At 71.1% G+C, this 26,473-nt stretch carries 17 protein-coding genes, 1 tRNA gene and 1 pseudogene; 8 read left to right on the forward strand and 11 right to left on the reverse strand.

Features of this window, described 5'->3' with window-relative positions; genetic code table 11:
* Window positions 1–6: 6 nt before the first annotated feature.
* The 3 genes and pseudogenes from EOE48_RS30495 to EOE48_RS14875 all read right to left on the reverse strand — a co-directional run.
* Window positions 7–2,271: pseudogene (locus EOE48_RS30495) on the reverse strand (type I secretion C-terminal target domain-containing protein); the annotation flags it as partial.
* A gap of 252 nt (window positions 2,272–2,523) precedes the next feature.
* Window positions 2,524–3,528 (reverse strand): extracellular solute-binding protein, encoded by a 1,005-nt coding sequence (locus tag EOE48_RS14870; protein ID WP_246154428.1) that lies wholly within the window; start codon window positions 3,526–3,528, stop codon window positions 2,524–2,526.
* A 96-nt stretch (window positions 3,529–3,624) separates the two neighbouring features.
* On the reverse strand, window positions 3,625–9,171 hold the full coding sequence (locus EOE48_RS14875) for a beta strand repeat-containing protein (protein ID WP_148239786.1): 5,547 nt from the start codon (window positions 9,169–9,171) through the stop codon (window positions 3,625–3,627).
* Between the two features lie 738 nt (window positions 9,172–9,909).
* Between EOE48_RS14875 and rocF the strand changes: the two genes are divergently transcribed.
* On the forward strand, window positions 9,910–10,839 hold the full coding sequence (gene rocF, locus EOE48_RS14880; protein ID WP_127730429.1) for an arginase: 930 nt from the start codon (window positions 9,910–9,912) through the stop codon (window positions 10,837–10,839).
* A gap of 59 nt (window positions 10,840–10,898) precedes the next feature.
* On the opposite strand, the gene EOE48_RS14885 is transcribed toward rocF, so the two are convergent.
* Complete coding sequence (locus EOE48_RS14885; RefSeq protein WP_127730431.1) at window positions 10,899–12,281, reverse strand: 2-hydroxycarboxylate transporter family protein; 1,383 nt, start codon at window positions 12,279–12,281, stop codon at window positions 10,899–10,901.
* 154 nt (window positions 12,282–12,435) lie between these two features.
* Here EOE48_RS14885 and EOE48_RS14890 point away from each other — a divergent pair, with 154 nt between their 5' ends.
* From EOE48_RS14890 to EOE48_RS14900, 3 genes are all read left to right on the forward strand, one after another.
* Entirely contained in the window at window positions 12,436–13,110 is a 675-nt protein-coding gene (locus EOE48_RS14890) for a response regulator transcription factor (protein WP_127730433.1), read from the forward strand.
* 104 nt (window positions 13,111–13,214) lie between these two features.
* Window positions 13,215–14,624 (forward strand): sensor histidine kinase, encoded by a 1,410-nt coding sequence (locus tag EOE48_RS14895; RefSeq protein ID WP_127730436.1) that lies wholly within the window; start codon window positions 13,215–13,217, stop codon window positions 14,622–14,624.
* Window positions 14,621–15,718, forward strand: coding sequence for an ABC transporter substrate-binding protein (locus EOE48_RS14900; protein WP_127730438.1), 1,098 nt, complete (start codon window positions 14,621–14,623; stop codon window positions 15,716–15,718). Before EOE48_RS14895 ends, EOE48_RS14900 begins: the two co-directional genes overlap by 4 nt.
* Before the next feature lie 639 nt (window positions 15,719–16,357).
* Here the strand turns inward: EOE48_RS14900 and gltX are convergent.
* Window positions 16,358–17,701 carry a glutamate--tRNA ligase gene (gltX, locus tag EOE48_RS14905; protein WP_127730440.1) on the reverse strand — a complete coding sequence of 448 codons (1,344 nt, stop codon included), beginning with the start codon at window positions 17,699–17,701 and terminating at the stop codon, window positions 16,358–16,360.
* 116 nt (window positions 17,702–17,817) lie between these two features.
* On the opposite strand from gltX, the gene EOE48_RS14910 reads away from it, so the two are divergent.
* A tRNA-Val gene (locus EOE48_RS14910) sits at window positions 17,818–17,892 on the forward strand.
* Window positions 17,893–17,916: 24 nt separating this feature from the next.
* Here EOE48_RS14910 and EOE48_RS14915 read toward each other — a convergent pair.
* Window positions 17,917–18,870, reverse strand: a complete 954-nt coding sequence (locus EOE48_RS14915) for an acetamidase/formamidase family protein (RefSeq protein WP_127730442.1) — start codon at window positions 18,868–18,870, stop codon at window positions 17,917–17,919.
* A gap of 154 nt (window positions 18,871–19,024) precedes the next feature.
* Between EOE48_RS14915 and EOE48_RS14920 the strand changes: the two genes are divergently transcribed.
* Complete coding sequence (locus EOE48_RS14920) at window positions 19,025–20,254, forward strand: peptidoglycan-binding protein (RefSeq protein WP_127730444.1); 1,230 nt, start codon at window positions 19,025–19,027, stop codon at window positions 20,252–20,254.
* 67 nt (window positions 20,255–20,321) lie between these two features.
* Here the strand turns inward: EOE48_RS14920 and EOE48_RS14925 are convergent, their stop codons facing one another.
* Window positions 20,322–21,470: a coiled-coil domain-containing protein gene (locus EOE48_RS14925; protein ID WP_127730446.1), complete on the reverse strand. Its 1,149-nt coding sequence runs from the start codon at window positions 21,468–21,470 to the stop codon at window positions 20,322–20,324.
* Window positions 21,471–22,004: 534 nt separating this feature from the next.
* Between EOE48_RS14925 and aqpZ the strand changes: the two genes are divergently transcribed.
* Together aqpZ and EOE48_RS14935 are read left to right on the forward strand one after the other, a co-directional pair.
* Window positions 22,005–22,742 (forward strand): aquaporin Z, encoded by a 738-nt coding sequence (aqpZ, locus tag EOE48_RS14930; protein ID WP_127730448.1) that lies wholly within the window; start codon window positions 22,005–22,007, stop codon window positions 22,740–22,742.
* 4 nt (window positions 22,743–22,746) lie between these two features.
* A complete protein-coding gene (locus EOE48_RS14935) occupies window positions 22,747–23,115 on the forward strand; it encodes a hypothetical protein (protein WP_127730451.1) in 369 nt (122 codons plus the stop codon).
* A gap of 21 nt (window positions 23,116–23,136) precedes the next feature.
* On the opposite strand, the gene EOE48_RS14940 is transcribed toward EOE48_RS14935, so the two are convergent.
* From EOE48_RS14940 to EOE48_RS14955, 4 genes are read right to left on the reverse strand one after another with little or no spacing between them, the layout of a single operon-like run.
* Window positions 23,137–23,964 carry an alpha/beta hydrolase gene (locus EOE48_RS14940; RefSeq protein ID WP_127730453.1) on the reverse strand — a complete coding sequence of 276 codons (828 nt, stop codon included), beginning with the start codon at window positions 23,962–23,964 and terminating at the stop codon, window positions 23,137–23,139.
* Window positions 23,957–24,862 (reverse strand): polysaccharide deacetylase family protein, encoded by a 906-nt coding sequence (locus EOE48_RS14945; protein WP_127730455.1) that lies wholly within the window; start codon window positions 24,860–24,862, stop codon window positions 23,957–23,959. Before EOE48_RS14945 ends, EOE48_RS14940 begins: the two co-directional genes overlap by 8 nt.
* Window positions 24,863–24,870: 8 nt before the next feature.
* A complete protein-coding gene (locus tag EOE48_RS14950) occupies window positions 24,871–25,650 on the reverse strand; it encodes an ABC transporter ATP-binding protein (protein ID WP_127730457.1) in 780 nt (259 codons plus the stop codon).
* Window positions 25,643–26,458, reverse strand: a complete 816-nt coding sequence (locus EOE48_RS14955; protein ID WP_127730540.1) for an ABC transporter permease — start codon at window positions 26,456–26,458, stop codon at window positions 25,643–25,645. The genes EOE48_RS14950 and EOE48_RS14955 overlap by 8 nt, the downstream gene beginning before the upstream one ends.
* Window positions 26,459–26,473: the final 15 nt, after the last annotated feature.

A 26,473-nucleotide genomic window follows, 5' to 3' on the forward strand; every position in this document is an offset into this window, starting at 1 on the left:
GCGTCCGGCCCCGCCGATCAGCGTGTCGGCGCCGAGCCCGCCGATCAGCAGATCGTTGCGCGCCCCGCCGTCGAGCCTGTCGGCACCGGCGCCGCCGATCAGGGTGTCGGCGCCGCCGAGCCCCGCGATCACGTCGTTCCCGTCCCCTCCGTCGATGAGGTTCGTGCCGTTGCTGCCCCTCAGGGCGTCGGCGTGGTCCGAGCCGAGAAGGTTGTCGATGCTGTAGAACACGTCGGACCTGGCTTCGCCCACGGAGCCGAAACCCCGGCCGAGGTCGGCGGCGACTCCGGCCGTCGCGGCCTCGTAGCTCGCCGTGTCGCGGCCGGCGCCACCGTTGAGGAGGTCTCCGCCCGCGCCGCCCAGCAGCGTGTCGTTCCCGGCCAGGCCGGAGAGGCGGTCGGCTCCGCCGAGGCCGAGGATCAGGTCCGCCGCCCCGGTGCCGGTGAGGATGTCGGCTGCCGCGGTGCCGGTCAGGGCCTGCGGAGCCGGGCTCGGCGTCGTCGCCGGCGGGGCGGCGCCCTCGGATCCGGAGCCCGATCCTCCGGTCGCGGGCGCGTCCGGCGCCGGCGAGACGTAGGCGCTGCCGCCGGTCAGCATGCTGGTCTGGATGTTGTCCGCGGTCAGGCTCGTGGCGGTCACCCCTTCGAGCGTCGCCAGGATCACGAAGCTGTTGGCGCCGCCGTTGCTGTCGATCCGCACCAGCGTGTCGGCACCGGACTGCGTGAATGCGAGGTACCCGCCCGCGAGGGCGTCGCCCTTCCAGCCGTAGCGCTTGGCCATCACCGACAGGTCGAGGACGTCCCCCTTCGCGCCGGCCTTGAAGTCGGTGATGGTGTCGCCGGCCTCGGAGACCTGATGGAACGCGAACCGGTCGCGCCCGGCACCGCCGGTGAGCGCGTCGCGGCCGGCTCCGCCCCAGAGGTAGTCGTTGCCCCCGGCGCCGAGCAGCGTGTCGGTCCCAGCGCCGCCGAGCAGGCGGTCGTTGCCGGAGGTTCCGGTCATCCGGTCGTCGTCGTTGCCGTCGGACTTCTGCACGACGGTGTTCACCAGCCGGGTCGGGCCGAGCAGCCCCGCGTTTCTCTCGTAATCGATGTAGCTGTTGGAGATGACGTTGTTGGTTGTCGTCCCCGTCACCATGTAGCCGTAGAACGCGACCTCCTTCATGTAGAGGTTGTCGACGACCATGTCGCGGCCGTCGCCCTTGCCGTACTCGAAGAAGACCACGCCGCGGTCGTCGCCGACGCTGGCGGAGTTCAGGATCTTGTTGCCGACGCCGCGCAGGCCGGCGAAGCCCCACGAGTCGAACGACATCACGTTGTCGAGCAGGTTCCCCCGGCCCTCGGAGTGCCAGGAATACGAGCCGGACGAACTCTCGTAGGCCACCGTGTCCTTGACGACCATGCCGATGTCGGCGCCGTACTTGGACAGGTCGGGGAAGTTCCGGGGCGTCCAGACCGAGTTGTCGTCGGTCGCGTGGCGCACCCGTTCGGTGTAGAGCCCGATCACCGTCGTGCCAACCGACATCCCCGAATGGACGCCGTACCCGAAATAGCCGTTCGGGGTGTCGTCGCGCAGGTTGATGACGGCGCTGTCGAGGACCCGGGCGTTGACGCTGTTGCCGAAGTTGATGCCCATCGAGTTGCCGTCACGGACGGTCAGGTTCTCGACATGGGCGTCGATGCTGTTGCGGATCGCCACCAGGGCATCCTTCCAGCCGGTCTGCGACTGGTTGCCCTGGACGGTGCCGTTGACGAGGGTCAGCGTGCCCGATTCGATCTCGCCGGCACGGACGTTGGTCCGGTAGAGGCCGGCATCGAGGGGCCGTCCCTCCAGCGTGACGGTCCGGCCGTTCACGCCCAGCACCTTCATCGCCTGCCCGAGCCGCGTCGGCTGGCCGCCGTCCAGATGGTCGTAGGGCAGCACGTCGTCGGAGGTCAGCTTGACCCAGTCGCCCGCCTTCAGGCCGGTCGGGGCTGCCGCATAGGTGAGGGTCGTGTTGCCGCCCGACTGACCGAGGGCCACGGACGAGGCCTTGCCCATGTGCCCGCCGCCCGCGATGACCGAGGTGTTGCCGGCCTGTTTCAGGGTCGAGCCGTTGAGATCCAGAGTGATGTCGCGGCTGGTCGTATCGATCGTCAGACCCTGGCGGATGAGGATGGTCTGATCCTTCGGCAGTACCACCGTGCCGCCCTCGGACAGGCTGGCCACGGCCGAACGGATCGACGCCTCGGTGGCGCCGTTGCTGAGATAAATAACACTCGCCAAAAGCATTTACTCCTAAGGATGACGCCGGCTATCAACATCCGAGCCTTGATCGGATTAGCCTGGGTTAAGGCGTCACAACATGGGTTAGTTAGCAAAGAATTATGGGCTGATAAAGGCCAAGCTTCGGGCGCAGGGTTGGTCGGCGCGAACGGCTTGGTATTGCTGCAAATTCTGGCCTGACCGCAGCACGGGTGCCGGCAACCGCCGTCCGTATCGGCACGGGATTGCGCGCGAATCAGTCGGCCGGGCCGGGGTCGCTCAGGGCGCCGCCTTGTCGCCGTAGCGCCGGCGCCATTCGGCGACGATGCGCGGCCGGTGGCGGGCCATCCAGGCGAGGTCGATGCGGATCATCCGCGCCTCGGCGTGGGGCGGGTAGATCGGGGCCGGGTTCGAGACTCCCGGATAGGCCACGACCGCGTAGGTCTGGGCGTAGAGCTGGTTGGCTTCGCGGCTCACGCCCCAGTCGGCGACCCGGCGGGCGAGGTCCGGATGCGCGGTGCCGGCGAAGATCGCCAGCCCCTCCTGGTCCCAGCCGGTGCCGTCGACCGGAACCACGATGTCGATCGGCGCGCCGCCGCCCTTCTCCGCCGCCGCCCGCATGTCGAAGGACAGGCCGGCCGCCTTGCGCCCGGCCCCGGCCTCGGCGCAGGGGGCGGTGCCGCTCGCCGGGTAGGCGTCGACCTGCGCGTGCAGCGCGTCCATGAACGCCCAGGCCGGCTCCTCGCCCATGCTCTGCAGCCAGCCGGCGACGAGCATGTAGCCGGTGCCCGAGCGGGTCGGGTCGGGCATCGTCACCCGGCCCCGCAGCCGGGGATCGAGCAGGTCGCGCCAGAAGTTCGGCCGCGACAGCCGGTCGCGCGCCGCCACCTCCGCGTTGAAGCAGATCACGCCCAGGAAGGCGTCCATCCCGCTCCAGCTGTAGGGCGGGGTCGGATCGCGGAACGACGCGCGCAGCCGCTCGGCGCCCTTCGGCGTGTAGGCGTCGAGCAGGCCGGCCTGCTCGAACTGCAGCAGGCTCGTCACCGCGAGGCCGAATGCCATGTCGGGCCGCCCGCCCTCGCCGCTCAGGATCCGCTCGGTCAGGATCCCGGTCGAGGCGCGCTCCCACGCCACCTCGACCTCGGGCACGGCCGCCTCGATCGCCTGCTTGGCGGCGGCGATCTGCTCGGGCTCGAACGCGGTGGCGATCCGCAGCCGCACCCGCTCGGCGGCGGCCTCCGCCGCCGCGAGCCCGACCACGCCCAGCACCAGAATCCCGGCCACCGCGTTCCGGATCCGCAACCCGTGTCCCCCCGCCGTCGGCGGGGGCATAGCGCGCGCGGTCCGCGATGGGTAGGCCGCGCCCGGTGCGGACGGTCCTCAGGCGGCGAAGGTCACGTCGCCCGACGCCGTGCCGGACAGCAGGTCGAGCCCGGTCACCCCGGCGACCCGGAAGGTCTCGCTCATCCCGCCGAGGGCCGGCCCGGCATGGATCGTGTAGAGGTCGCCGCCGGCCTCGTGGGTCAGGAACGCGCCCGCCCCGAAGCCGCGGAACTCCAGCCGGTCGCCGCCGGCCGCGCCGGCCCCGGCGAAGTCCTGGATCACGTCGCCCTCCGTCTCCCAGGCCCGCAGCACGAACACGTCCTCGCCCTCGCCGCCGATGAGGGTGTCGGCCCCGCCGCGCCCGTCGAGCACGTTGCGGCCCCGGTTGCCCCGGATCGTGTTGTCGACGGCGTTGCCGGTCCCGTCCAGGTTCGCGCTCGTGGTGAGGGCGAGGATCTCGACGTTGTCGGACAGCGTGTAGCTGACCTGGGACAGCACCCGGTCGGTGCCCTCCCCGGCCTGCTCGACGATGACGTCGCGGGCATCGTCGACCGTGTAGGTGTCGTTACCGGTTCCGCCGATCATCGTGTCGGCGCCGCCCATGCCTTCGAGGCGGTCGCTGTTGCGGCCGCCGAGGATGAGGTTGTCGAGGTCGTTGCCGAAGCCGTGGAAGGTCGGCTTGCCGATGTAGACGAGGGTCTCGACGTTGGCGTCGAGGGTGTAGCGGGTCAGCGAGGTCCGCACCGTGTCGTTGCCGCCGCCTGGCAGTTCGGTCACGATGTCGTTGGGGCCGTTGACGAGGTACACGTCGTCGGTGGGCCCGAAGGGATCGATCGTGATGTCGAGGACCGCCTCGGCGGTGCCGCCGCGACTGTCGGCGACGGTGTAGGTGAAGCGGTCGTGGTTCGTGCTCGCGACCGGGGCGGTCGCGGCGTAGCGGTAGGAGCCGTCGGCCGCCAGGGTGAGCGTGCCGAAGCTGCCCGCCACCGCCTGCCCGACCTTGGCGGTCTCGCCGCCGACGGCGGTGACCCGGAGCGTATCGCCGTCCCGGTCGGTGTCGTTGGCGAGCACGCCCTGCGCCACGCCCTTCGTCACGGCCCCGTCGGCGCCGGTCGACCCAGCGTCGGCCACCAGGGTGGGGTTGTAGTTGACGAAGCCGTTCGGGCCGTAGGTCCCGGCGGCGTCGACGAGGGTGTCGATCGCGTGCGAGAAGAACTGGTTGCGCTGGCTGATCGTCAAGGTCAGGCCCTCGACCACCAAGGTGTCGGAGCCGGCGCCACCCTGAATCAGAGCCGCGGCGGCGAGGCTGTCGACCTTGAAGAGCGTGCCACCCGCACGAGTACCCTCGATCGACCCCGCGGACGCCCCTCTGATCGCTTTTCCGGTCAGGTCGAGGCTCGCCTCACTTGTCGTGAATCGGACACCGTCATCGAGCGTGATGGTTCTCACGTCGGCAAGGGACGCGGCATCGACCTTCACGACCGGCGCGGGCTCGGCGGTGCCGCCGAACCGGCCGTGAACGACGAGATTTTCGACGTTGCGGAGCGTGATTGCCGTCAGGTCATAGGAATCGGAAACCGAGGAGGCGTTGTCGATCTCGACGGTGTCGAAGACGTTGAGTTGGAGTTCATCGATGCCTTGTCCGCCGTCGATGACGCTTCCGGCCTTCAGTCGATTTCCCTGCGCCGCCAGGATCGTGTCCGCCTCGCTGCCGCCGCGCAAGGTCACCCTGCTCTCGGCGAGATGAACCGTGATGCCGCCGGTCTCACCGGGCGCGGCACCGCCATCGCCCAGGGTCACGAGCAGATTGCCGCCGTTGCGCAGGATCACGCTGGCCGTCGCACTCGTGGGATTGACGACGCGGACCTCTTCGAAGCGGGAGAAGTAACGAAGGCTCGCGAGGTCGAAAAGGCCTGGACCCAGGAGTTCCAGCGCGTCCCAGCCTGCACCCCCATCGAGCACATCGCCGCCATTATAGTACTTGGTCGCGCCTGAACTATATGTATATGTCCCATTGGTCAGCGTCGCAGCCGTCGCCGTGAGGACTTGGTCCCCGGCCCCGAGCGAGATCGTGTCGATGCCTTTGGAGAGGGTCACGGCACCGGAAGGCTTCTCCGGCTTCGTGTAGGTTCCTGCCGCGTCGATGATGGTTTCGACGGATCCGCTGAAGACCAACTCGCGCTGGGCGGTGGTGAGGGTCTGTCCGACGACCACCACGGTGTCGCGACCGGCACCGCCGCGGAACAGACCCGCCGCCACGGCACGGTCGGTCGTGAAGGTCGTGCCGAGCACGTTCGTGCTCTCGATGCCTCCGCCGTAGAGACCGCTGATCGTCCTGCCGGACAGATCGAGAGCCGCGTCTGCCGTGACGAGCGTGGCGCCGTAGGAGAGGTCGATCGCCTCGACGCCGGCCAAAGCTGACGCGCCCGCCTTGACGACGGTCATGCCGCGTTGGGTCACGCTGGTTCCGCCCTGAACGGACAGTTGCTCGACGTTGCGCAGGACGATGGCGTTCAGATCGTAGATCGAATCGAGGGAGGCGCCTGAGTTGGTCTTGGCCGAGCGATCGTACTGGAGTGAGAGTTGATCGCGACCTCCGCCGCCGTTGATCACCGTGCCGGCCTGCAACCGGCTCGGAGCCGAGGCCGAGATTGTGTCGGCTTCGTCGCCGCCGTTGATGGTGACGCGGCTGTTGGCAAGGATGACCTGAACGGATCCGGCATCGCCGGAGCCACCGGCTGGGCCACTCAGCGAGACCGTGAGATCGGCGCCGTCGCGCAACGCGAGGCTGCTGGTTCCGGAGGAGCTCGCCGGGATCGTGAAGCGCACCTCCTCGAAGCCGGTGAAGCGGTCCAGTCCGGCAAGGTTGACGGTGCCGGCTCCCGAAATCGAGAGTACGTCGTAGCCAGCGCCGCCCTCCAGACGGTCGCCGCCGGTGTAGGAGACCGATCCGCTCGGGCCGTAGGTGGGCCAGCCGGCGTTCAGCGTCGCTGTGGTTGCCGTGACCGTCTGGTCGGCATCCGAGGGCGGGATCGCATCACGGCCGGTCGTGAGGGTCGAGCCGTCGGCCGGGACCGTGAAGTCCTCGAAGGTACCAGCGGCATCGACGATGGTCTCGATGCCGGCAGCGAAGATCTTGTCACGCTCGATCGAGGTCAGGGTCTGGCCGGTGACGACGACCTTGTCCCTGCCGCTTCCCCCCTTGATCAAGGCCGCTACTGCGGCATTGTCGACCGTGAAGGTCGTGCCGGTGGCATTGCGGCTCTCGATGAAGGTGCCGGAGGTACCAGTGACCGCCTTGCCGGTCAGATCCAGGACCGCACTCTCCGTCACCAGTCTGGCGGTGTTGGACAAGGCGATCGTCGTCACGCCGGCCAGAACAGTCTCATCGACTTTGACGATGGTCGTGGTGTCGGCGTACCCATAAAAGGCACCGATCACGACAAGCCTTTCGACGTTTGTCAGGCTCACGTTGGTCAGATCGTAGATCGTATCGACATAGATGCGACCCAGATACTTGTTGCCTCCGGTTTTCGGATCGTAGGCGTAAGATTCCGGCACGAGATAGTAGCTGAGACGCAGGGTGTCGGAACCGCCGCCACCATCGATGATGCTGCCAGCGTGCAACTGACGAGCCTCGACAGCCGACACGTCGTCGTTCTCGCGACCTCCGCGCAGAGTGACGCGGCTCTCGGCGAGCTGGACCGCGATGCCGCCGGTGGTTGCATTGGCGGACCCGGTCGTGCCGTCTCCCAGGGTCACGATGAGGTCGGCACCATCGCGCAGGGTCAGGCTGGCGACGGTGGCAGTGGTGTTGGTGAGGCGCACCTCCTCGAAGCCGGTGAAGCGTGCGAGGCCCGCGAGGTTGAAGCTGCCCGAGCCGGACAGGGCGAGAACGTCGTAGCCGCCACCGCCATCGAGGCTGTCTCCGCCTGAATAATAGGCTATTCTGTCACCGGCATATTGGGGCGTGCCGGCGTTCAGTGTCGCGGCGAGACCCGCGACCGTCAGGTCGGCCTTCCACGGGCGGATCTCGTCCCAGCCGACCGTCAGGACCACTGTGCCGGCCGGCGTTCCGGGCTTCCTGTAGGTTCCCGCGGCGTCGGTGATTGACTCGACCGAACCGGTGAAGATCAACTCGCGCTGGTCCGCTGTCAGGGTCCCGTTCCTGACCACCACCCGGTCCCGGCCGGCGCCCCCTTGGATCAGGATCGCCGATCGCGCATCATCGACCGTGAAGGTTGTCCCCGAGGCGTTGCTGCTCGTGATGACGCTGCCCTCGGTATCGCGGATCGACTTCCCGGTCAGATCGAGCGTGGCGTCCGCCGTGGTCATCCGGGCGTTGCCGGAGAGGGATATCATATCGACGTCAGCCAGCGCCCGATCGCTGACCTTCACGATGGTGGTCTTGTTGGAAAGGGAATTGCCAGAGACATCCAGTCTCTCAACATTACTCAAGGTGATACTTGTCAAATCGTAGACGGTGTCGGTGTACTCGCCGGAGCGCATGTAGTTGTAAGCCAAAGACAACGAGTCGCTCCCGAGACCGCCATCGAAGCTACTGCCGGCTCGAAGCTGTTCGGATCTGCGAACAATAACATCTTCGATGCCGTTGCCGCCACGCAGCGTGACACGGCTGTTGGCCAAGTAAATTCTGGTGGAGCCTTGGCCCATGTAGGGATACAGATCAGGCTCGCCCGGCGCGGACATGCCGTCACCGACCGTCACGGTGAGATCGACGCCATCACGAAGGGTCAGTTGAGCGCCGCCACGGGTGGTGTTGGTGAGACGCACCTCCTCGAAACCGGTGAACTGAGTGAGAGCAGAGAGATCGAAGATACCGGACTCGAAGAGAGCAAGCACGTCGTGACCGGCGCCGCCGTTGAGGCGGGTCCCACTCGTCAGCGCCGCTGCCTTGCTCTGCACCACTTGGTCGGCGTCCTGCGGGAGGATCTCGCCGCCCTCTGTCAGAACGGCACCGTCCGCGGGAAGAAGCTTGACGTAAGTACCCGTGATATCCGTGATCGACTCGACGGAGGCTGCGAAGATCTGATCGCGCTGGGCTGCCGTCAGGAGCCGTCGATTGAGCACCACCTTGTCCCGGCCTGCACCGCCCTTGACGAGCAATGCCGCCTGCGGATCGTCGACCGTGAATGTCGTTCCCGAAGCGTTGCTGCTCGTGATCGTGCCGCCTGCCGAGCTGCTGATGAGCTTTCCAGTCAAATCGAGCGTGGCATCGACCGTGGTGAGCTGAGCGCGGTTCGAGAGGGAGATCTTCGTCACATTAGCGAGGGCCCGGCTGCTGACCTTGGCGATCGTCGTACCGCCAGGACCGGTGTTCCCTGAAATCGACAAATTCCTCACACGGTCCAGATCGATACTGGTCAGATCGTAGACGGTGTCGGGGAAGACGCCAGGGGACGTCGCCGCCTCATAGGACAGCGACAGTGAGTCGGTCCCGAGTCCGCCGTCGAAGCTGGCACCGCCATCGAGCCGGTCACCGCTCGCCAGAGTCGAGGCCATGCCCTGCGCCTGATCGACGTCTTGGGACGGCACATCATCGACATCCGTGGTGAGGTCGACGATGGTGCTGACATTGGCCATGACGCTCTGATCCCGACTTTGCGGCGGCTTCGTCATAGGCGGATCGTGGGAGCACGAGCAAATGAAATCATACCAACGGCCCAAGATGCTGACGCATCGACTCGATCTCGGGCAGGCCCGAGATCGACGAGGCCGTTGACTCATCTCGAATTTCCGACACCAAGTCAGAGGCTTGGCACAAGTTCGAAAGCGGAACCAAAGGTTGTTGTCAATGACTGTTGGTATCAGAGCATCGCGGCCACGAAACCACCCCAGCTCCGTGCTTTGAGTTGCATATTTTTTAAAAACGTACCAAGAGTTGCAGAATTTCTGGCCGCCCTCGGAGGGGATGATTTCGAAATATCCGAGTTGATGTTGCAGACAAATTGTTCGCCCGTAGGCCATGGCAGAAAGGCCTGCGACACAGGGGCATGTTTCGACTGATGGCGTCGTCGAGAGCATCGGTGGAAGGCAGATGACCCCACCGTGTCATGCGAGATCGGGGTGATCGTCCGGCGAGCCCTGTGGGATCGCTTCCGGCGACCGTGGACGATCGCTTGCGCGAGGCGGATGCCCGGCTTCGCCCAGGCGTGGCGAGCCTCCATGAACGCCGGGTCCCCCGCCGGAACTGCTTCCAGCCGTCGCCAGCACCTCGCGCACCGCCCACCCTTTGACCCCCGGCCCCACTCCCGGCATACCGGTCATGCTGCACTGCAAGACGCCGTGCGCCCGCCCCGCGACCCTGGTTCAGGATCCCGCATGACGACGACGCGCTGCCTTCTTCTCGGGGCCCGGGTGCAGGAGGGGGCGGGCCGGCTCGGCTGCGACATGGGGCCGAGCGCCTACCGGGCGGCGGGCCTCGCCGAGGCGCTCGCCGGGCTCGGGCTCGACGTGGTCGACGGCGGCGACGTGGTGCCGGGGCCGGCGGCGGATCTCGCCCACCCCAACCCGGCCCTGCGCCAGCTCGGCGCCTTCGCGGCCTGGACCGAGGCGCTGGCGGGCGCCGCCTACGCGGCCAGCGCCGACGCGGTGCCGGTCTTTCTCGGCGGCGACCACAGCCTGTCGGCCGGGACGCTGGCCGGCCTCGGCCGGCGCGCCGCCGCGGAGGAGCGGCCGCTCTTCGTGCTGTGGCTCGACGCCCATGCCGACTTCCACACCCTCGACACCACGACGAGCGGCAACCTGCACGGGGTGCCGCTGGCCTACGCCACCGGCCGGCCGGGCTTCGCCGGGCTGCTGCCGCCCCTCGCCGCGCCCCTCGACCCGGCCCATGTCTGCCTGATGGGCACCCGCAGCCTCGACCCCGCGGAGCGCGGCCCCGTCACCGCCTCGGGCATGACCGTCTACGACATGCGCTCGATCGACGAGGACGGCATCGTCGGCCCGCTGCGGGCCTTCCTCGAACGGGTCGCGGCGGCGGGCGGGCGGCTGCATGTCAGCCTCGACGTCGACTTCCTCGATCCCGAGATCGCGCCCGGCGTCGGCACGACGGTGCCGGGCGGCGCCACCTTCCGGGAGGCGCATCTCGTCATGGAGATGCTGCACGATTCCGGGCTCGTCGGCAGCCTCGACCTCGTCGAGCTGAACCCGTTCCTCGACGAGCGCGGGCGCACCGCCCTCCTGATGGTCGACCTCGCCGCGAGCCTGATGGGCCGGCGCGTCCTCGACCGGCCGACCCGGACCTATTGAAACGCGCGCGGCCGGCCCGCGGGGACGGGCCGGCCGGCTTTGGTCTCCGGCGACGCCGGTCAGACGATCCAGCGCAGGACGATCAGCACGCCGGTCACCGTCAGGGCGCCGCCGATGCGGGTGGCGATCTGGGCGAACGGCATCAACTGCATCCGGTCGGCGGCCGTGAGGATCGCGACGTCGCCGGTGCCGCCCTGGCCGGAGTGGCAGGCGTTCACGATCGCGGTCTCGATCGGGTACATGGCGAGCCAGCGCCCGACCATGAACCCGGTCGCCATCAGGGTGAACACCGTCGAGACGATCACCGCGAGGTTCACCAGGGTGAAGGCCGCCATCAGCTTGTCCCACGGCGTCATCGCGACGCCGATGGCGAACAGCAGCGGGTAGGTCATGCCGACCTGCACGAACTTGTAGACCACGAACCCGCCGGCCTGGAGGTGGGGCGACACCGCCTGGGTCAGCTTGGCGAGGACGGCGAGGAACAGCATCGCCACCGGGGCCGGCAGGCCGACGACGTGGTGCATCATCACGCCGAGGAGGTAGAGCGTCACCGCGGTAAGCCCGGCGCCCGCGATGGTGGCGACGTCCATGGCGCCGCCGGTCTCGCTCTTGGCCGTCTCGCCCTTCATGTCGAGGGCGTCGTCCCCGCCCGGCTGCAGGCGGCCCTCGCCGGTGAGGTGGGGCAGGCGCTTGCCGACGTAGTTGAGGATGCCCGAGAACACGATCGCGGTCAGGCTGCCGAGCATCACCGGCGGCAGCACCTGGGCGAACAGGTCGCCCTGCGGCTGGCCGAGGATCGCCGCGTAGCCGATCGAGAGCGGGATCGCGCCCTCGCCGACGCCGCCGGCCATGATCGGCACGACGATGAAGAAGAAGGTGTGGTAGGCGCCGAGCCCGAGCATCACCCCGACCAGCGTGCCGACGCAGGCCGCCGCGACCGATCCGGCGGCCAGCGGCACGAAGATCTTCAGGAAGCCGCGGATCAGCACCTGCCGGTCCATGCCGAGGATGCTGCCGACGATGATCGCCGCGATGTAGATGTAGAGGAAGTTGGTGAACTTGGTGAAGTCGGTGATCGACTTCTGGATCTGCGGCGGGATCAGCCCGTAATAGGCCAGCGCCGAGGGAATGAAGGTGGCGAAGATCGCGCCCGCGCCGATGCTGCGCAGCACCGGCAGCCGCTTGCCGATCTCGGCGCAGGTGAAGCCGCCGAGCACCAGCACGGCGATCATCGTCGGCGCGTCGGCCTTGATCTCGCCCTCCTGGGTCAGGATCACCAGCAGCACCGCGAGGATGAAGTAGACCGGAAGCGGGATGATGCCGATCTTCCAGTCCATCAGCCGCCACCAGCCGAGCGGCCAGAATTTCCGCGGGTCCGCCGGGCGGGTCCCGGCGGTCTGGGTCGGCGGCAGCGTGGATGCACCGAGGGCGTTGGCCTGCATCGTGTCCTCCCGTTGGACGCGGCCGGAGGCGGGCGCCGGCACGGCGCTTGGCTTCGGTCCGCGGGTTGCTATTGTCGGGAGGCGATAGCGCACGACCCTGACACCAACCTGACGCGGGATCGGGCCATGACGATCCCCGGGACCTGACCCAGCGATGCGGATACTCGTCGTCGAGGATACGGCCGACATCGCCGAGATCATCATCGCGGGTTTCCGGCGCATCGGGCACAGCGTCGACTGGGAGAGCGACGGCGCCGAGGCCCGCGACCTGCTGGCCACGCAGGGCTACGACCTCGTCGTCCTCGACCTGACGCTGCCGGGCTGCGACGGCGCGGCCCTTCTGAAGGCCCTGCGCGGGCGCGGCGACGCCACCCCGGTCCTGGTCCTCACCGCCCGGGCGGGAATCGAGGAGCGGGTGCGGGTGCTCGACCTCGGCGCCGACGACTACCTCGTCAAGCCGTTCGACTTCCGCGAGGTCGAGGCGCGGGCGAGGGCGCTGCTGCGCCGCGCCGCCGGCGAGGCCACCAACGCGCTGGTCTGCGGCGACATCGCCATCGACCGCGCCGCCCGCTCGGTCCGCGTCGCCGGCGTGCCGGTCGAGCTGACCCGGCGCGAACTGATGCTGCTGGAGATCCTGGCGGCCCGGCCCGGCCGGGTGTTCGGCAAGGACGAGCTGCTCGACCGCCTGTTCTCCCTCGACGAGGCGCCGAGCTTCAACGCCGTCGAGCAGTACGTCGCCCGCCTGCGCCGCAAGCTGGCGCCGTCGGAGGCGCAGATCCGAACCCTGCGCGGGCTCGGCTACCAGCTCACGCCGAAACCCGGCGGCTAAGCAGACTTGCGTTGGAAGGCCAACGCTTCGTCCGCTTAGATTCTTGTTTTTCGCAGATTTTTATCGCAAAACCGGCTACCACTTTTGCGAAATCTGCTTAGGCCGTGGCACATCGACCGGACCGGGGCGCGGCGCGCCCGTCGCTGTACTGGCGCGTCACCGGCCTCGTCGCCGCGGTGCTCGCCGCGACCGGGCTCGCGCTGGCGGGGCTGGCGGGCTCCTACGCCCGCTCGGCGGCCGACGACGCCTACGACCGCCTGCTGCTCGCCGCCGCGCTCCAGATCTCGGAGAGCCTCTCCGTCGAGGACGGGCGCCTCCTCGTCGACCCGCCCTTCGCCGCCTTCGAGACCCTGGCGCTCGCCGCCGACGACCGGGTGTTCTACGCCGTCACCGCGCCGGACGGCACGATCCTGACCGGCTACGACGACCTGCCGCCGGCGCTGCCGCCCCGTCCCGCCGGCACCGGCCCGGCCTTCGGCGACGGGGTCTTCTCCGGCGCCCGGGTCCGCCACGTCCGGGTGCGGCGCGCGATCCCCGACATCGCCGCGCCGGGCTTCGCCGAGGTGGCGCTGGCCCAGACCACCGGGGCGCGGGGGCGCCTCGCCCGCGACCTCATCGCCCGGGCGCTGGCGCTGCTCGGCGCCATGATGCTGCTCGGCTTCCTCGCCGCCCTGCTGGCGGTGCGGCTGGCGCTGGCGCCGCTGGCCCGCCTCGAACGGGCGATGCGCGCCCGCGACCCGAAGGACCTGACGCCGATCGCCGTCGAGGCCCCGCGGGAGGTCGCCGCCCTGGTCGCGGCGATCGACGGCTTCACCGAGCGGCTGGCGCGCCACCTCGCGGTGCTCCAGCGCTTCATCGCCGAGGCGAGCCACCAGATCCGCACGCCCCTGGCGGCGCTGAACGCCCAGGTCGAGATGCTGGCCTGGTCCGCCGACGATCCCGATGCCGGGGCGCGGCGCGAGCGCCTGCTGCGGGTCCAGGCGAGGGCGCAGGAACTCGCGCGGCTGACCAACCAGCTCCTCGACCACGCCATGGTGAGCCACCGGGTCGAGACCCTGCGCTTCACGCCCGTCGACCTCGCGGCGCTCGCCCGCGCGATCCTGCGCGACCGCGCCGGCACCCTGGCGCGCGAGGTCGATCTCGGCTTCGACGGGCCCGAGGAGCCGGTGCCGGTCGCGGGCGACGCGCTGAGCCTGCGCGAGGCGGTGGCCAACCTCGTCGGCAACGCCCTCGCGCACGGCGCCCGCACCCGGCTCGACGTGACGGTGGCGGCGGAGGGCGGCGAGGGCCGGCTCACCGTCGCCGACGACGGCCCCGGCATCCCGCCGCAGGCGTGGTCGCGGGTGACGCGGCCGTTCGAGGGCGCCGGCGGCACCAGGGGCGCCGGGCTCGGCCTGTCGATCGCCAGCGACGTGGTGCGCGCCCATGGCGGGCGTCTCGCCTTCGCGACCCTGCCCGACGGGCGCTTCGCGGTGACGATCGCGATTCCTCTTGCCGCGCAGGACCCCGCATGAAACGCCTCCGCGCCGCCCTCGCGGCGCTGCTCCTCGCCGCCTCCCCGGGCCGCGCGGCCGAGACGACGCGGTTCCCGGCGGTCGATTCGGAATCGCTGGTGCTGGTGCTGCACGCGGCGACCGACCTCGAGGCGATGCGCCCGCTGATCCGCGACTTCCAGGACACCGAGCCCCACGTCGCGGTGGCCTACACCGAAACCGTGACCGGCGAGCTGTTCGAGCGCATGCAGGCGGCCTGCCGCGGCGCCGGCGGGGTCGACCTCGTGCTGTCCTCCTCCGTCGACCAACTGGTGAAGCTCGTCAACGACGGCTGCGCCGCCCGGCTCGGCCTCGCGGAGGCCGACCCGCTGCCGCGCTGGACCCGCTGGCGCGACGAGCTGTTCGGCTTCACCTTCGAGCCGGGGGTGATCGTCTACAACGCCGACACCGTGCCGCCCGAGGACCGCCGCCGCAGCCGGGCCGAGCTGATCGACCTGCTGCGCACCCATCCCGGGCGCTATGCCGGCCGGATCGGCACCTACGACGTCACCACCTCGGGCATCGGCTACCTGTTCTCGGCCTACGACCTGCGCGCCGGCGCGGTGTTCGGGCGGATGCTGGAGGCGCTGGCCCGGGCCGACGCGGTGCTGAGCTGCTGCACCACCGACCTCCTCGCCCGCCTCGCCGACGGCCGGCTGGCGATCGGCTACAACCTGCTCGGCTCCTACGCGGTGGCGGCGATCCGGCGCGGCGCGCCCCTGCACGTCGTGGTGCCGCGCGACTACACGGTGGTGCTGAGCCGGGCGATCTTCGTGCCGGCCTCGGCGCCGCAGCCCGCGGCGGCTCGGGCCTTCGTGCGCTACCTCCTGTCGGAGCGCGGCCAGCGCGTCGCCCGCGCCACCAGCTTCCCCTTCGGCCTCGACGGCGCCGCGGTGCCGGAAGCGGACGGCCCGGTCCTGTCGCCGTCCTCCGCGGCGGTGCGGCCGATCGAGAACGGGCCGGAACTGCTGGCGATCCAGGACCGGGCGAAGCGGGCCCGGCTGATCGGGGAATGGCGCGGGGCGGTGAGGGGGCCGGAGAGCGGTGCGGCCGCGCGTGATACCGACGGTCGTTGACGACGACCTCTGGTTCCGGTCTCGAAGTTTCGCCAGGCCCGAGGTCCCGAACGTCTGGGCTTGGCATCGGAAATTCGAGATGGATCAAGGGCCCTGCCGATCTCGGGCAAGCCCGAGATCGACGTTGATGCGTCAGCATCCTGGGCCGTTGGTATCAGTTGCTCACCGGCTTTGCCGTCCCTTGCGGATGAAACCGGGCGGTGGTCCGCCTGCAGCCGTTGCAACCGTGGAAGGCGGCTTCATCGTGGCGCGGCTCCCCTCTCCCGAGTGGGAGAGGGGCCGGGGGTGAGGGTGGCCCGGGTTCCGAGATGAACGCCCAGCGTCGAGCTGCGCAGCTCAACCGTTGTGGCCTGATCCGGCACCGTCTCCACCCTCACCCCTACCCCTCTCCCACCCGGGAGAGGGGATCCCGCGCTTAAAATTTCGACTGCAAAACCAGTCGTTTGCAGCGAGTTTCTATTTAGTTGCACACCGGCATGGCCGTCCCTTGCGGATGAAACCGGGCGGTGGTCGTCTGTATCCGTTGCCCCGGTCGAAGGCGGCTTTCGCTTTGGCACGCCTCCCCTCTCCCGAGTGGGAGAGGGGATCCCGCGCTCCAAATATCCAATTTGAAATCAGATACTTGGAGCCAGTTTCTATTTAGGCCGCCTCGCCCCTCAGCCGCGCCTCGGCGCGCGCCCGGCCGATCAGCGGCAGCAGGCCGGCGAGGTCGGGCCCGTGGTCGAGGCCGGTCAGCGCGAGGCGCAGGGGCAGGAACAGCGCCTTGCCCTTGAGGCCGCTTCCCGCCTTCACCGCCTCGGTCCAGCCCTTCCAGGTGGCGCCGTCCCACGGCTCCGGCGGCAGCAGGGCGGCGGCCTGCGCGGCGAAGGCCGGATCGGCGATCGCCGGCGTCACCGGGCCGCGCACCACCCGCCACCACTCCGCCGCGTCCGAGACCCGGACCAGATTGGCCCGCACCGCCGCCCAGAACGGCGCGGCGACGGCCGGGTCGATCCCGAGCGCCGCGAGCCGCGGCGCGACCTCGGCGGCATCCATCGCGTGGACGAGGCGAGCGTTGAGCGGCTCCAGCTCGTGCTCGTCGAACTTCGCCGGCGCCCGCGAGACGTGGGCGAGATCGACGAGGCCGGCGAGCTCGTCGAGGTCGGCCACCGGCCGCACCGCCTCCGCCGAGCCGGTCAGCACCGCGAGCGAGGCCACCGCGCCGGGCTCGAACCCGGCCGCCCGCAGGCCGCGCAGGGAGAGATGGCCGAGGCGCTTCGACAACCCCTCTCCGCTCGCTGTGGTGAGCAGGTTGTGGTGGGCGAAGACCGGGATCGGGGCGCCGAGGGCGGAGAAGATCTGGATCTGGACCGCGGTGTTGGTGACGTGGTCCTCGCCGCGGATGACGTGGGTGATGCCCATCTCGGCGTCGTCCACCACCGAGGGCAGGGTGTAGAGATAGCTCCCGTCCTCGCGCACCAGCACCGGGTCGGACAGCGAGCCGGCATCGACGTGGCACTCCCCGCGCACGAGGTCGGTCCAGGTCACCGGGCCGGGATCGAGGCGGAAGCGCCAGTGCGGCCGGCGCCCCTCGGCCTCCAGGGCGGCGCGCTCGGCCTCGCTCAGCCGCAGGGCCGCCCGGTCGTAGATCGGCGGCTGGCCGCGGCCGAGCTGGCGGCGGCGGCGGCGCTCCAGCTCGTCGGGGGTCTCGTAGGCCGGATAGAGCCGCCCGGCCCGCCGCAGCCGCTCGGCGGCTTCGTCGTAGAGGGCGATGCGGTCGGACTGGCGCACGCGCCGGTCGGGCACGATGCCGAGCCAGCCGAGATCCTCGTCGATCGCCGCCGCGAACTCCGCCGTCGAGCGGGCGGTGTCGGTGTCGTCGAGGCGCAGCACGAACCGGCCCCGCTCGCGCCGGGCGTAGAGCGCGTTGAGCAGGGCCGGCCGGGCGTTGCCGATATGCAGGAAGCCGGTGGGCGAGGGGGCGAAGCGGACGACGGGAGCCATGGCGGGCTTCTACGCATCCCCGCCGCGGCTGTCACACGGGCGGGCCGGGGAAATCGGCGCCGCCGGAGCGGAACCGCTTGACGCCCCGGCGTACCCCGCCTAGAAGCCCCGTCACCGGGCGCGTAGCTCAGCGGGAGAGCATTCGCTTCACACGCGAAGGGTCACAGGTTCAATCCCTGTCGCGCCCACCATCCTCCGGTCAGCCGACATTCCGATCATGAGCGTTCTTCCGGGAGCGCGCTCTTCGGCATGAGCATGTGGACGCCCTTGTTGCCGTCGACGGTCTGGGTGATGCGCAGGTTCCCGGCCAGCGAGCACAGCATGTAGGCCTGGTTGCGGGTGAGGCTCGTGCGCTCGCACAGCCGCGCCACCATCTCGCGCACCGCCTGCCGCATCGCCTCGTCGAGACTCTCGTGCAGCCCGATCGACATCAGGTCGGTCGGCGTCTCGGCGAACGGCCACACGTAGCCCAGGTCCTTGCGCACCGTGAGCCGGAACCGGCCCTGCAGCGCCGTCTCCAGGGCGGTGATGCAGACCTCGCCGTCGCCCTGCACCGCGTGGCCGTCGCCGGCATAGAAGCCCGCGCCCTCGTTGAAGACCGGCAGGTAGAGCGTGGTGCCGGCGCGCAACTCCTTGTTGTCCATGTTGCCGCCGAACCGCCGCGGCACCGGCGTCGTCACCCGCCCCCATTCCGCCGGCGGCGCCACCGCCAGCACGCCGAAGAACGGTTCGAGCGGCAGCTCGGTGCCCCAGGGCAGCACCGCGACGTTGCGGTGGAGGTCGATGTCCGGGTGGATCGTCTCGTACTCCGTGAACTCGTCCGGCAGGGTGCCGAGCAGCGGCAGGATCGAGACGAAGCCCCAGTCCTGGGTCAGCGTCAGGTCGAGGATGTCGACCTGCAGGACGTCGCCCGGCATCGCCCCGCGGACATGGACCGGGCCGGTGACGAAGTGCGGGCCGATGCCCGGCTCGTGGGCGGCGAGCGCCGCCCGGTAGCCGGCCGGCACCCGGGCCGGGTCGGGATGGAGCGAGCGGCTGCCGCCGGCCGGATGCGCATGCAGCGTGACCGTGTCGCCGGATTCGACCGTCAGCACCGGCGGCAGGGTGGCGTCGAAGTAGCCGAGGATCGTGGTGTCCGGCACGGCCGGGATCTCGTGATGGGTCGGCATGCGGCCTCCGTGGCGAGGCCCCGATCATGCGGGGCGGGGCCGCCTCTGCAAGGCCCGTTCCGGGGCGCCGGGGTGGAACGAGGCTCGACAGGTCCGGGCGGCTCGCCCACAAGTCCGGGCACGCTCCGTGCCGTCGATCCAGGAGGCCAGACCGATGCCCCGCCGCCCGGCCGCCCTGCTGCTGCTCGCCGCGCTCGCGGCCCCCGCCCCCGCGGTCGCGCAGGCGCCGCGCCCGCCCGTGCCGAAGCCCGCCACCCCCGATCCGGCCTTCGAGGCGGCGCGGACCGCCTTCGAGGCGCGGCCCGAGGACGAGCGGCGGCGGGTGCAGGACGCCCTGGTCTGGGCCGGGGACTACAACAGCGTCACCACCGGCGCCTTCGGCCGGCGCACCTTCGAGGCCCTTCAGGCGTGGCAGGCCTGGGCCGGCGCGCCCGGCACCGGCCTCCTCGACGACCGCGAGCGCGCCGCCCTCCTGGCCGCCGGGGAGGCGGCCCGCAGGGCCGCGGGGTTCGTCGTGCGGGAGGACCCGGCGACCGGCCTCGTCCTCGGCGTCCCCGAGCGGTGGCTGCCGAAGCGCAGCCGCCAGCCCGACGGCACCCGCTGGCAGAGCGCCGACGGCCGCGTGACCCTCGACAGCAAGGCGTTCGCCCCGGGCGCGGCCGACCTCGACGGGCTGTTCGAGCGCGCGACCCTCGCCACGCCCGACCGCAAGGTGACCTACAAGCTGCGCCGGCCCGACTTCCTCGTCGTGACGGGAGAGACCGCCACCGGCAAGTTCTACATCCGCTACGCCGCCGGCGCGGCGGGCGTGCGCGGCTTCACCCTGGCCTACGACAAGGCGCTGGCGCGCGACCTCGACCGGCTGATGATCGCGATCGCCAACAGCTTCGTGCCGTTCCCCGCCGAGGCGCCGCCCGTCGCCCCCGTCGCGGCGTCGCCGCCCGTCCGCCCGGCCGCGCCCGCACCCGCACCCGCCGCGGCGGCGCCCGGCGCGCCGGCGACGGCCCCGGGGCTGCCCGATCCCGACGCGGCCCTGGTGGGCGTGGCGGCGGGGCGCGAGGGCGGTCCGGCGGTGGCGCCGGGGGTGGCCGGTCCGGGCGGAACGGTGGCGGCGCCGCTCCAGCCGGGTGCGGCCGGGGCGCCGGTCCTCGACCGGTCCGGCCGGCTGGTCGGCCTCGTCGCCCGCCTGCCGGCCCGGCCCCGGCTGATCGCCGGGGTGATGCCGCCGACGAGCCACCCGGTCGTCGGCCTCGACGCGCTGCGAACCTTTCTCGGCCGCGACGGGACCCTGCCCCCCGCCGCCGGCGAGGCCGCGCCGCGCAGCGCCGGCGCCATCGCGGCGAGCGTCGCCGGGCGGGTGGTGGCGGTGCGGTGCGGGTCGTGAAACCGGCGCCCGGCGGGGCGCGGAGATCGGCGGCGGCGCCGAAGCGCCGCCGCCGTTCACCCGGCGCCTATTGCGGCTTGCCGTCGCCGGTCGTGCCGGCGGCTCCGTCCGCGGGCGGCTTGGCGAGCTGCTGGCGGGTCTCGGCGAGCTTCGCCTGGGTCGCGGCGAGATCCTGGCGCGCCGCGGCGAGCCGGTCGTCGAGGGCGGCGGTCTCCTTGTTGCGCGTCGCCAGGGTCTCGGTCAGCGTCGCCAGCTCGGCCTGGGCGTCGGCCTGACGCTTGCGCAGGCCGTCGAGGGCCGCGGTGGCGGCGTCGCGGTCGGCGGTGAGCTGCTGGAGCGTCTGCTCGGATTGTGTCCGCTCGGCGATCACCCGGTCGCGTTGCGCCTGGGCCTCGGCGAGGTCCTTGCGAACCCCGGCGAGGGCATCCCGGGCCTGGGTGAGGTCGCGGCCGCCCTGATCGATGTCGGCGCGCAGCTTGTCGCGGTCCGTGTTGAGACCGGCGACGGCCTGCTCGATCTCGCCGCGCTGCTTGCCGGCGGCCTCGGTCGCCGACCGAGCCTCCGCGAGGTCCTTCTGGGCCGCCGCGGCGCCCTCGCGGGCCTTCTGCTGGCTCTGCTCCGCGGTGACGAGGTCGGCCGCCTTGGTGGTGGCCTCCTGGGTCATGGCGGCGAGGTCGGCCCGCAGCTTCGCCTCCTGCCGGCGCGCCTCTTCGAGCCGGCGCCCGACCTCGGCGAGTTCCTGGGTCCTCGCCACCGAGGTCTTCTCGGCCGCCGTGATCGCGTCGCGCAAGGGGCTGAGCTTCTGCTCGGCCTGGTTCACCTGGGCCTGGATCTCGGTGAGGCGCTGCGTCTCGGTCTCGGCGGTCTTCTTCGCCTCCGCCGTCCTGGCCTCCGCCGCCGCCTGTTCCCGGGTCAGGCCGGACAGCCGCGCCTGCGCCTGCTCGGCGCCCTGGGCGGCGTCGCGGTTCTGCTGCGCGGCCGCGGCGATCTTCTTCTGGAGCGCGTCGAGGCTGCCGGCGGCCGAGATCTGGCGGTCGAGGTCGGTCTGGAGGGACGCGGTCCGGCCCTGCAGCTCGAGGATGCGCAGGTCGCGGGCCGTGCGCTGGCGGCCGGCGGCGATGGACGCGACCACGAGCCAGATCAGCAGCACCGCGGCGATGACCGCGAGGCTGAACGGCACCGGTCGGCGGAGTTCGGAACGGTAATCGATGGCCATGGTGGTCTCGCGTTAGGGGGAAACGGTGCCGGCCGTCGGCGTCGATCCGGGGGCCGCTCGCCGCGCGTAACGACGATCCCCGCCGTCGGACTCTCGGACGGGGCGGCGAGGAACGTCGTCGGTCATGAGGAGGCCTCGCCGCGACCGGGCTAGGTCCGGCCCGGGGCAGGTGTGCTCCGGAGCGTCGCCTTCAATAGGTCTTTCGTACCAGTACAGCGAACTTTATCGCCCATCCCGACAGTCGCCCCGATTCGGTTGCGGCCCCAGAGCTTTGCGGCTCGGCGTTTCCAGTCGCTCCGGTGTGCCTCCACACTCCACATCCGAAATCCGGCGACAGTCCAGGCCCAACACGGACCTGCTGAGCGACCGCTTCGTCACGATTTATGACTTACCTGGTATGGTCGTATCATTGAAGCGAGCCGTTCCGACCAAAGATGAGCCATGCCCGGTTCGGATGGCGGCTCCTGGCGGCTCTCGGCCAGCCCGGACTCTCCACGATCCGAACCGGTACTCGTCGACAGGAGGATCGAGACGATGGATCACGACATCCGGCGCCGCGTCGCGGCTGAATTCTTCGGCACGTTCTGGCTCACCTTCGGCGGCTGCGGCGCGGCCGTGCTCTCGGCGGCCTTCCCGGACCTCGGCATCGGATTCCTCGGCGTCTCCCTCGCCTTCGGCCTCACCGTGCTCGGCATGGCCTACGCGGTCGGCCACATCTCGGGCGGCCACTTCAACCCGGCCGTCACCCTCGGGTTGTGGACGGCGGGCCGCTGCGCCGACCGGCACGTCCTGCCCTACCTCGTCGCCCAGGTGGTCGGGTCGGTCGCGGCGGCCGGCGCGCTCTACCTCGTCGCCTCCGGCAAGGCGGGCTGGGTCCTCGCGGGCTTCGCCTCGAACGGCTACGGCGCCCTCAGCCCCGGCCGGTACGGCCTCGTCGCCTGCCTGACGACCGAGGTCCTCACCACCTTCTTCTTCCTCACCATCATCATCGGCGCGACCTCGAGGGGCGCGGCGGCCGGCTTCGCCGGAATCCCGATCGGCTTCGCCCTGGTGCTGATCCACCTCATCTCGATTCCGGTCACCAACACCTCGGTCAACCCGGCCCGCTCGACCGGCGTCGCCCTGTTCGCCGGGAGCGAGTACGTCGCGCAGCTGTGGCTGTTCTGGCTCGCCCCGATCGCCGGCGCGATGGCGGCCGGCCTGCTGGCGCGGTGGCTCTACCGGGAGAGCCGGATCCTCGACACGGTCGTTGTCGAGAAGCGGGCCGCGTGAGGCGATGGCGACTCCTCTCAGCCGCGCCCTCGCCGCGTCCGCCCTCCTCCTCGTCCTCGCCGCTCCGGCCCGGGCGACCACCCGCTTCGACGGGGCGTGGTCGGTCGTGGCGACGACCGAGAGCGGACGCTGCACCGGTCCCTACCGCTACCCCATCGTCATCCGCGGCGGGATCGTCGACGATGCCGGCGGGAACGACGTCGACGCCAGCGGACAGGCCGCGGCGGACGGCCGGATCACCGGCCGCATCCGCCAGGGGCTCGCCAGCGTGTCGGTCTCCGGCCGCCTGCGCGGCGCGGCCGGCAGCGGGCGCTGGACCCTCTCGGGGCTCGGCGGCTGCTCCGGCCGCTGGACGGCGCGCCGGACCGGCTGAGGCTCCCGAGCCGGCAGCCTCTCAGCCCCGCGCCAGCCGCACCGCCGCGTCGGTCAGCGCCCCGTCCGGCCGGATCATCCGGTCGAGGATCGAGAAATGGTCGTCGTCGAGGGGCAGCAGGTCGCCGCTCAGGCCGTGGCCGGTCCAGGCGGCGTGGTACTCCGTCGATTGCCGGCGCAGTTCCGGCAGTTCCCGCGTCCCGAACGCCACGGTGAGCGGGCCGGCGATCGTCGGGAGGTGGCGGATCGGCGACAGGGCCTCGACCTCGCCTTCGGACAGGCGCAGGGCGTCGTCGAGGGCGGTGCCGCGGATCGGTTCGAGGTCGAAGATCCCGCTCACCGCGAGGCCGGCATCGACCTCCGGCCACGCCGTCGCCAGGGCGGCGAGGTGGCCGCCCGCCGACCAGCCGGAGACGACGAGCCGCCGCATCCGGCCCGCTTCGGCGTCGTGGGCGCGCAGCCGCGCGAGCGCCGCCCGCACCTCGTCGGCGATCCCGGTCAGGGTCGTCTCCGGGCACAGGGTATAGCCGACCAGCGCGACGTCGAGCCCGCGGGCGAGCGGGCCCTCGGCGAGGCTCGAGAACCCCTCCTTGGCGTTGCGCTGCCAGTAGCCGCCGTGGATGAACACGAGGAGCGGCGCGTCGGCGCTCCCGCAGCCGAACAGGTCGATGCGCTCGCGCTCGCGCTCGCCGTAGGCGAGCTCGCGGCAATGCGGGTGGCCGGCCCGGAAGGCGGCGCTGCGGGCGCGCAGCGCCGCCATGGTGTCGGCGCTGCCCGGCACGGCGCCGGAATTGTCGTAGGCCGCGCTGAGCGCGGCGCGGTCGAGGGTCCGCCAGTCGGGATCAGGCATCGTCACCGGTTCCGAGATACCAGTCGAGGATATCGCGGCCCTGCCAGAACACCACGTCCGATCGCGCCAGCAGCGCGTCGAGCAATCGCTCGACCACCGCGATCCGGTGCGGCACGCCGGTGAGGTAGGGGTGGATCGCGAAGCTCATCACCTTGGCGCCGCCGAGCGGTCCGTCGCCCGCCGCCTCCGCCGCCAGCCGCTCGACCTGGGCCAGCGCCCGGGCCAGAAACTCCTCGGCCGGCTGCTGCTGCACGGCGATCAGCGGCACGTCGTTGATCTCGACCGAGTAGGGCAGCGTCACCAGCGGCCCGTGGCGGGTGGCGATCCGGCACGGCCGGTCGTCCATCGGCCAGTCGCCGAGATAGGCGATGCCCGCCGCCTTGAGCAGGTCGGGGGTGTCGAGGGTCTCGGTCAGCCCCGGGCCGAGCCAGCCGGCGGGCGGCGCCCCGGTGCAGGCGGCGATCGCCTCGACCGTGCGGGCGATCATCCCGGCCTCGTCGGCGACGCGGTGGGTCGGCACCTGCACGAAGCCGTGGCCCATGAACTCCCAGCCGGCATCCCGCGCCGCCTCCGCGACCCGCGGATAGGTGCGGCAGACCGAGCCGTTGATCGACAGGGTCGGGCGGATGCCCCGGCGCGCGAAGGCGTCGAGGAAGCGCCAGAACCCGACCCGCATCCCGTATTCGTGCCAGGCCCAGTTCGGCACGTCGGGCAGCAGCGGCGCGGCCGTCGGCGCCACCAGGGCCTGGCGCGGCATCGGGTTGTCGATGAGCCAGTGCTCGACGTTGACCACCGGCCAGACCGCGAGGTGCCGGCCCCCCGGCAGCGTCAGGCGCGGACGGTCGACCGCGGCACGGTAGGTCAGGCGGTGCTCGGGACGGCGGGGATCGTCGCTCATCGCCGGGTTCATGCGGCCTTGCGGGAATGGTGGCTGTGGAGCTGGCCGGCGAGCATCCGGCGCAGGTCGTTGAAGGCCGGGCTCGCCACGTCGCGACGGCGCGGCAGGTCGATCTCGTGGACGGTCTCGATCCGGCCGGGGCCGGGCGACATCATCACCACGCGGTCGGCGAGGAAGATCGCCTCCTCGATCGCGTGGGTGACGAACAGCACGGTCAGGCCGGTGCGGCTCCACAGGTCGAGGAGCTCGTCCTGCAGCCGCTCGCGGGTCATCGCGTCGAGTGCCCCGAACGGCTCGTCCATCAGCACCACCTCGGCGTCGTTGGCGAGCACCCGGGCGATGGCGACCCGCTGCTTCATGCCGCCCGAGAGCTGGTGCGGATGGGCGTCGGCGAAGCGCTGGAGGCCAACGAGTTCGATGTAGCGCTCGGCGGTCTCGCGCACCTCGGCCGCCGGCCGGCCGCGGGACTTCGGCCCGAAGCCGATGTTGTCGCGCACGGTGAGCCAGGGAAACAGGCCGTAATCCTGGAACACCATGCCGCGACTCGGGTCCGGCCCGGAAACCGGCTTGTCCCACATCAGCGCCTCGCCCTCGGTCGCGGTCTCGAACCCGGCGACGAGGCGCAGGAGGGTGGACTTGCCGCAGCCGGAGGCGCCAAGCAGGCACACGAACTCGCCCCGCTTCACCGTGAGGGTGGCGCCCTTGAGCGCGTCGATGCGCTTGCCCTGGACGGTGAACGACTTCGAGACGTTGCGGATGTCGAGGATCGGGATCGTCGGCTCAGGCATGGGACGGGCTCCAGGACAGCAGGCGGCGGCCGACGAGGCTGACGATCCGGTCGGAGACGAAGCCGAGCGCCCCGATCACCACCATGCCGCAGATCACGATCTCGGTGCGGGAGAGCTGGCGCGCCTCCATGATCATCGCGCCGAGGCCGGTCGGAACCCCGGTCATCTCGCCGACGACGATCACCACCCAGGCGAAACCGAGGCCGAGCCGCAGGCCGGTGAAGATCGACGGCAGGGCGGCGGGCAGCACCACGCGGACGAACTGCGCCGAGCCGCGGCAGCCGAGCATCGCCGCGGCCTCGAACAGCCGCGGCTCGACCGAGCGCACCCCGAACACCGTGTTGACGAGGATCGGGTAGAACGCCCCGAGGAAGACCAGGAAGTAGGCCGAGCGCGGCCCGAGGCCGAACAGGATCATGGCGAGCGGCAGCCACGCGGTGACCGGCACCGGCCGCAGCACCTGGAAGGTCGGGTCGAGGAGCTGGCGCACCACCGGCACCCGGCCGATGAGGAGCCCGATCGGCAGGCCGAACAGCACCGCGAGGCCGAAGCCGCCGAACACCCGGGCCAGCGAGGCCAGCGCGTGGGTGGCGAGCGTCGCGCTGAAGGCGTCGTCGTTGACGCCGCCGACCGCGAGGTCGCGCATCGCGGTCCAGACCTCGGCCGGCGGCGGGATCAGGCTGTAGGGCCGCCCGACCGTGGCGATGTGCCAGACGAGGAGGAGCAAGGCCGGCACGGCCAGCGCCAGCAGGCCGGTGCGGACCGGCTCCCACAGGCGCCGGAGGCCGAAGGCGGCCGGGGCGGGCATCGCGCCCGTCGCGGC

Origin of the sequence: Methylobacterium oryzihabitans, assembly GCF_004004555.2 — a bacterium.
Taxonomy (GTDB): Bacteria; Pseudomonadota; Alphaproteobacteria; order Rhizobiales; family Beijerinckiaceae; genus Methylobacterium; species Methylobacterium oryzihabitans.

What these genes read in the sequence shown, in the direction of transcription:
- EOE48_RS14875 (WP_148239786.1), bottom strand. Translation starts at nt 9,171, where the DNA reads ATGGCCAATGTCAGCACCATCGTCGACCTCACCACGGATGTCGATGAT.
- rocF (WP_127730429.1), top strand. Translation starts at nt 9,910, where the DNA reads ATGACGACGACGCGCTGCCTTCTTCTCGGGGCCCGGGTGCAGGAGGGG.
- EOE48_RS14885 (WP_127730431.1), bottom strand. Translation starts at nt 12,281, where the DNA reads ATGCAGGCCAACGCCCTCGGTGCATCCACGCTGCCGCCGACCCAGACC.
- EOE48_RS14890 (WP_127730433.1), top strand. Translation starts at nt 12,436, where the DNA reads ATGCGGATACTCGTCGTCGAGGATACGGCCGACATCGCCGAGATCATC.
- EOE48_RS14900 (WP_127730438.1), top strand. Translation starts at nt 14,621, where the DNA reads ATGAAACGCCTCCGCGCCGCCCTCGCGGCGCTGCTCCTCGCCGCCTCC.
- gltX (WP_127730440.1), bottom strand. Translation starts at nt 17,701, where the DNA reads ATGGCTCCCGTCGTCCGCTTCGCCCCCTCGCCCACCGGCTTCCTGCAT.
- EOE48_RS14915 (WP_127730442.1), bottom strand. Translation starts at nt 18,870, where the DNA reads ATGCCGACCCATCACGAGATCCCGGCCGTGCCGGACACCACGATCCTC.
- EOE48_RS14920 (WP_127730444.1), top strand. Translation starts at nt 19,025, where the DNA reads ATGCCCCGCCGCCCGGCCGCCCTGCTGCTGCTCGCCGCGCTCGCGGCC.
- EOE48_RS14925 (WP_127730446.1), bottom strand. Translation starts at nt 21,470, where the DNA reads ATGGCCATCGATTACCGTTCCGAACTCCGCCGACCGGTGCCGTTCAGC.
- aqpZ (WP_127730448.1), top strand. Translation starts at nt 22,005, where the DNA reads ATGGATCACGACATCCGGCGCCGCGTCGCGGCTGAATTCTTCGGCACG.
- EOE48_RS14935 (WP_127730451.1), top strand. Translation starts at nt 22,747, where the DNA reads ATGGCGACTCCTCTCAGCCGCGCCCTCGCCGCGTCCGCCCTCCTCCTC.
- EOE48_RS14940 (WP_127730453.1), bottom strand. Translation starts at nt 23,964, where the DNA reads ATGCCTGATCCCGACTGGCGGACCCTCGACCGCGCCGCGCTCAGCGCG.
- EOE48_RS14945 (WP_127730455.1), bottom strand. Translation starts at nt 24,862, where the DNA reads ATGAGCGACGATCCCCGCCGTCCCGAGCACCGCCTGACCTACCGTGCC.
- EOE48_RS14950 (WP_127730457.1), bottom strand. Translation starts at nt 25,650, where the DNA reads ATGCCTGAGCCGACGATCCCGATCCTCGACATCCGCAACGTCTCGAAG.
- EOE48_RS14955 (WP_127730540.1), bottom strand. Translation starts at nt 26,458, where the DNA reads ATGCCCGCCCCGGCCGCCTTCGGCCTCCGGCGCCTGTGGGAGCCGGTC.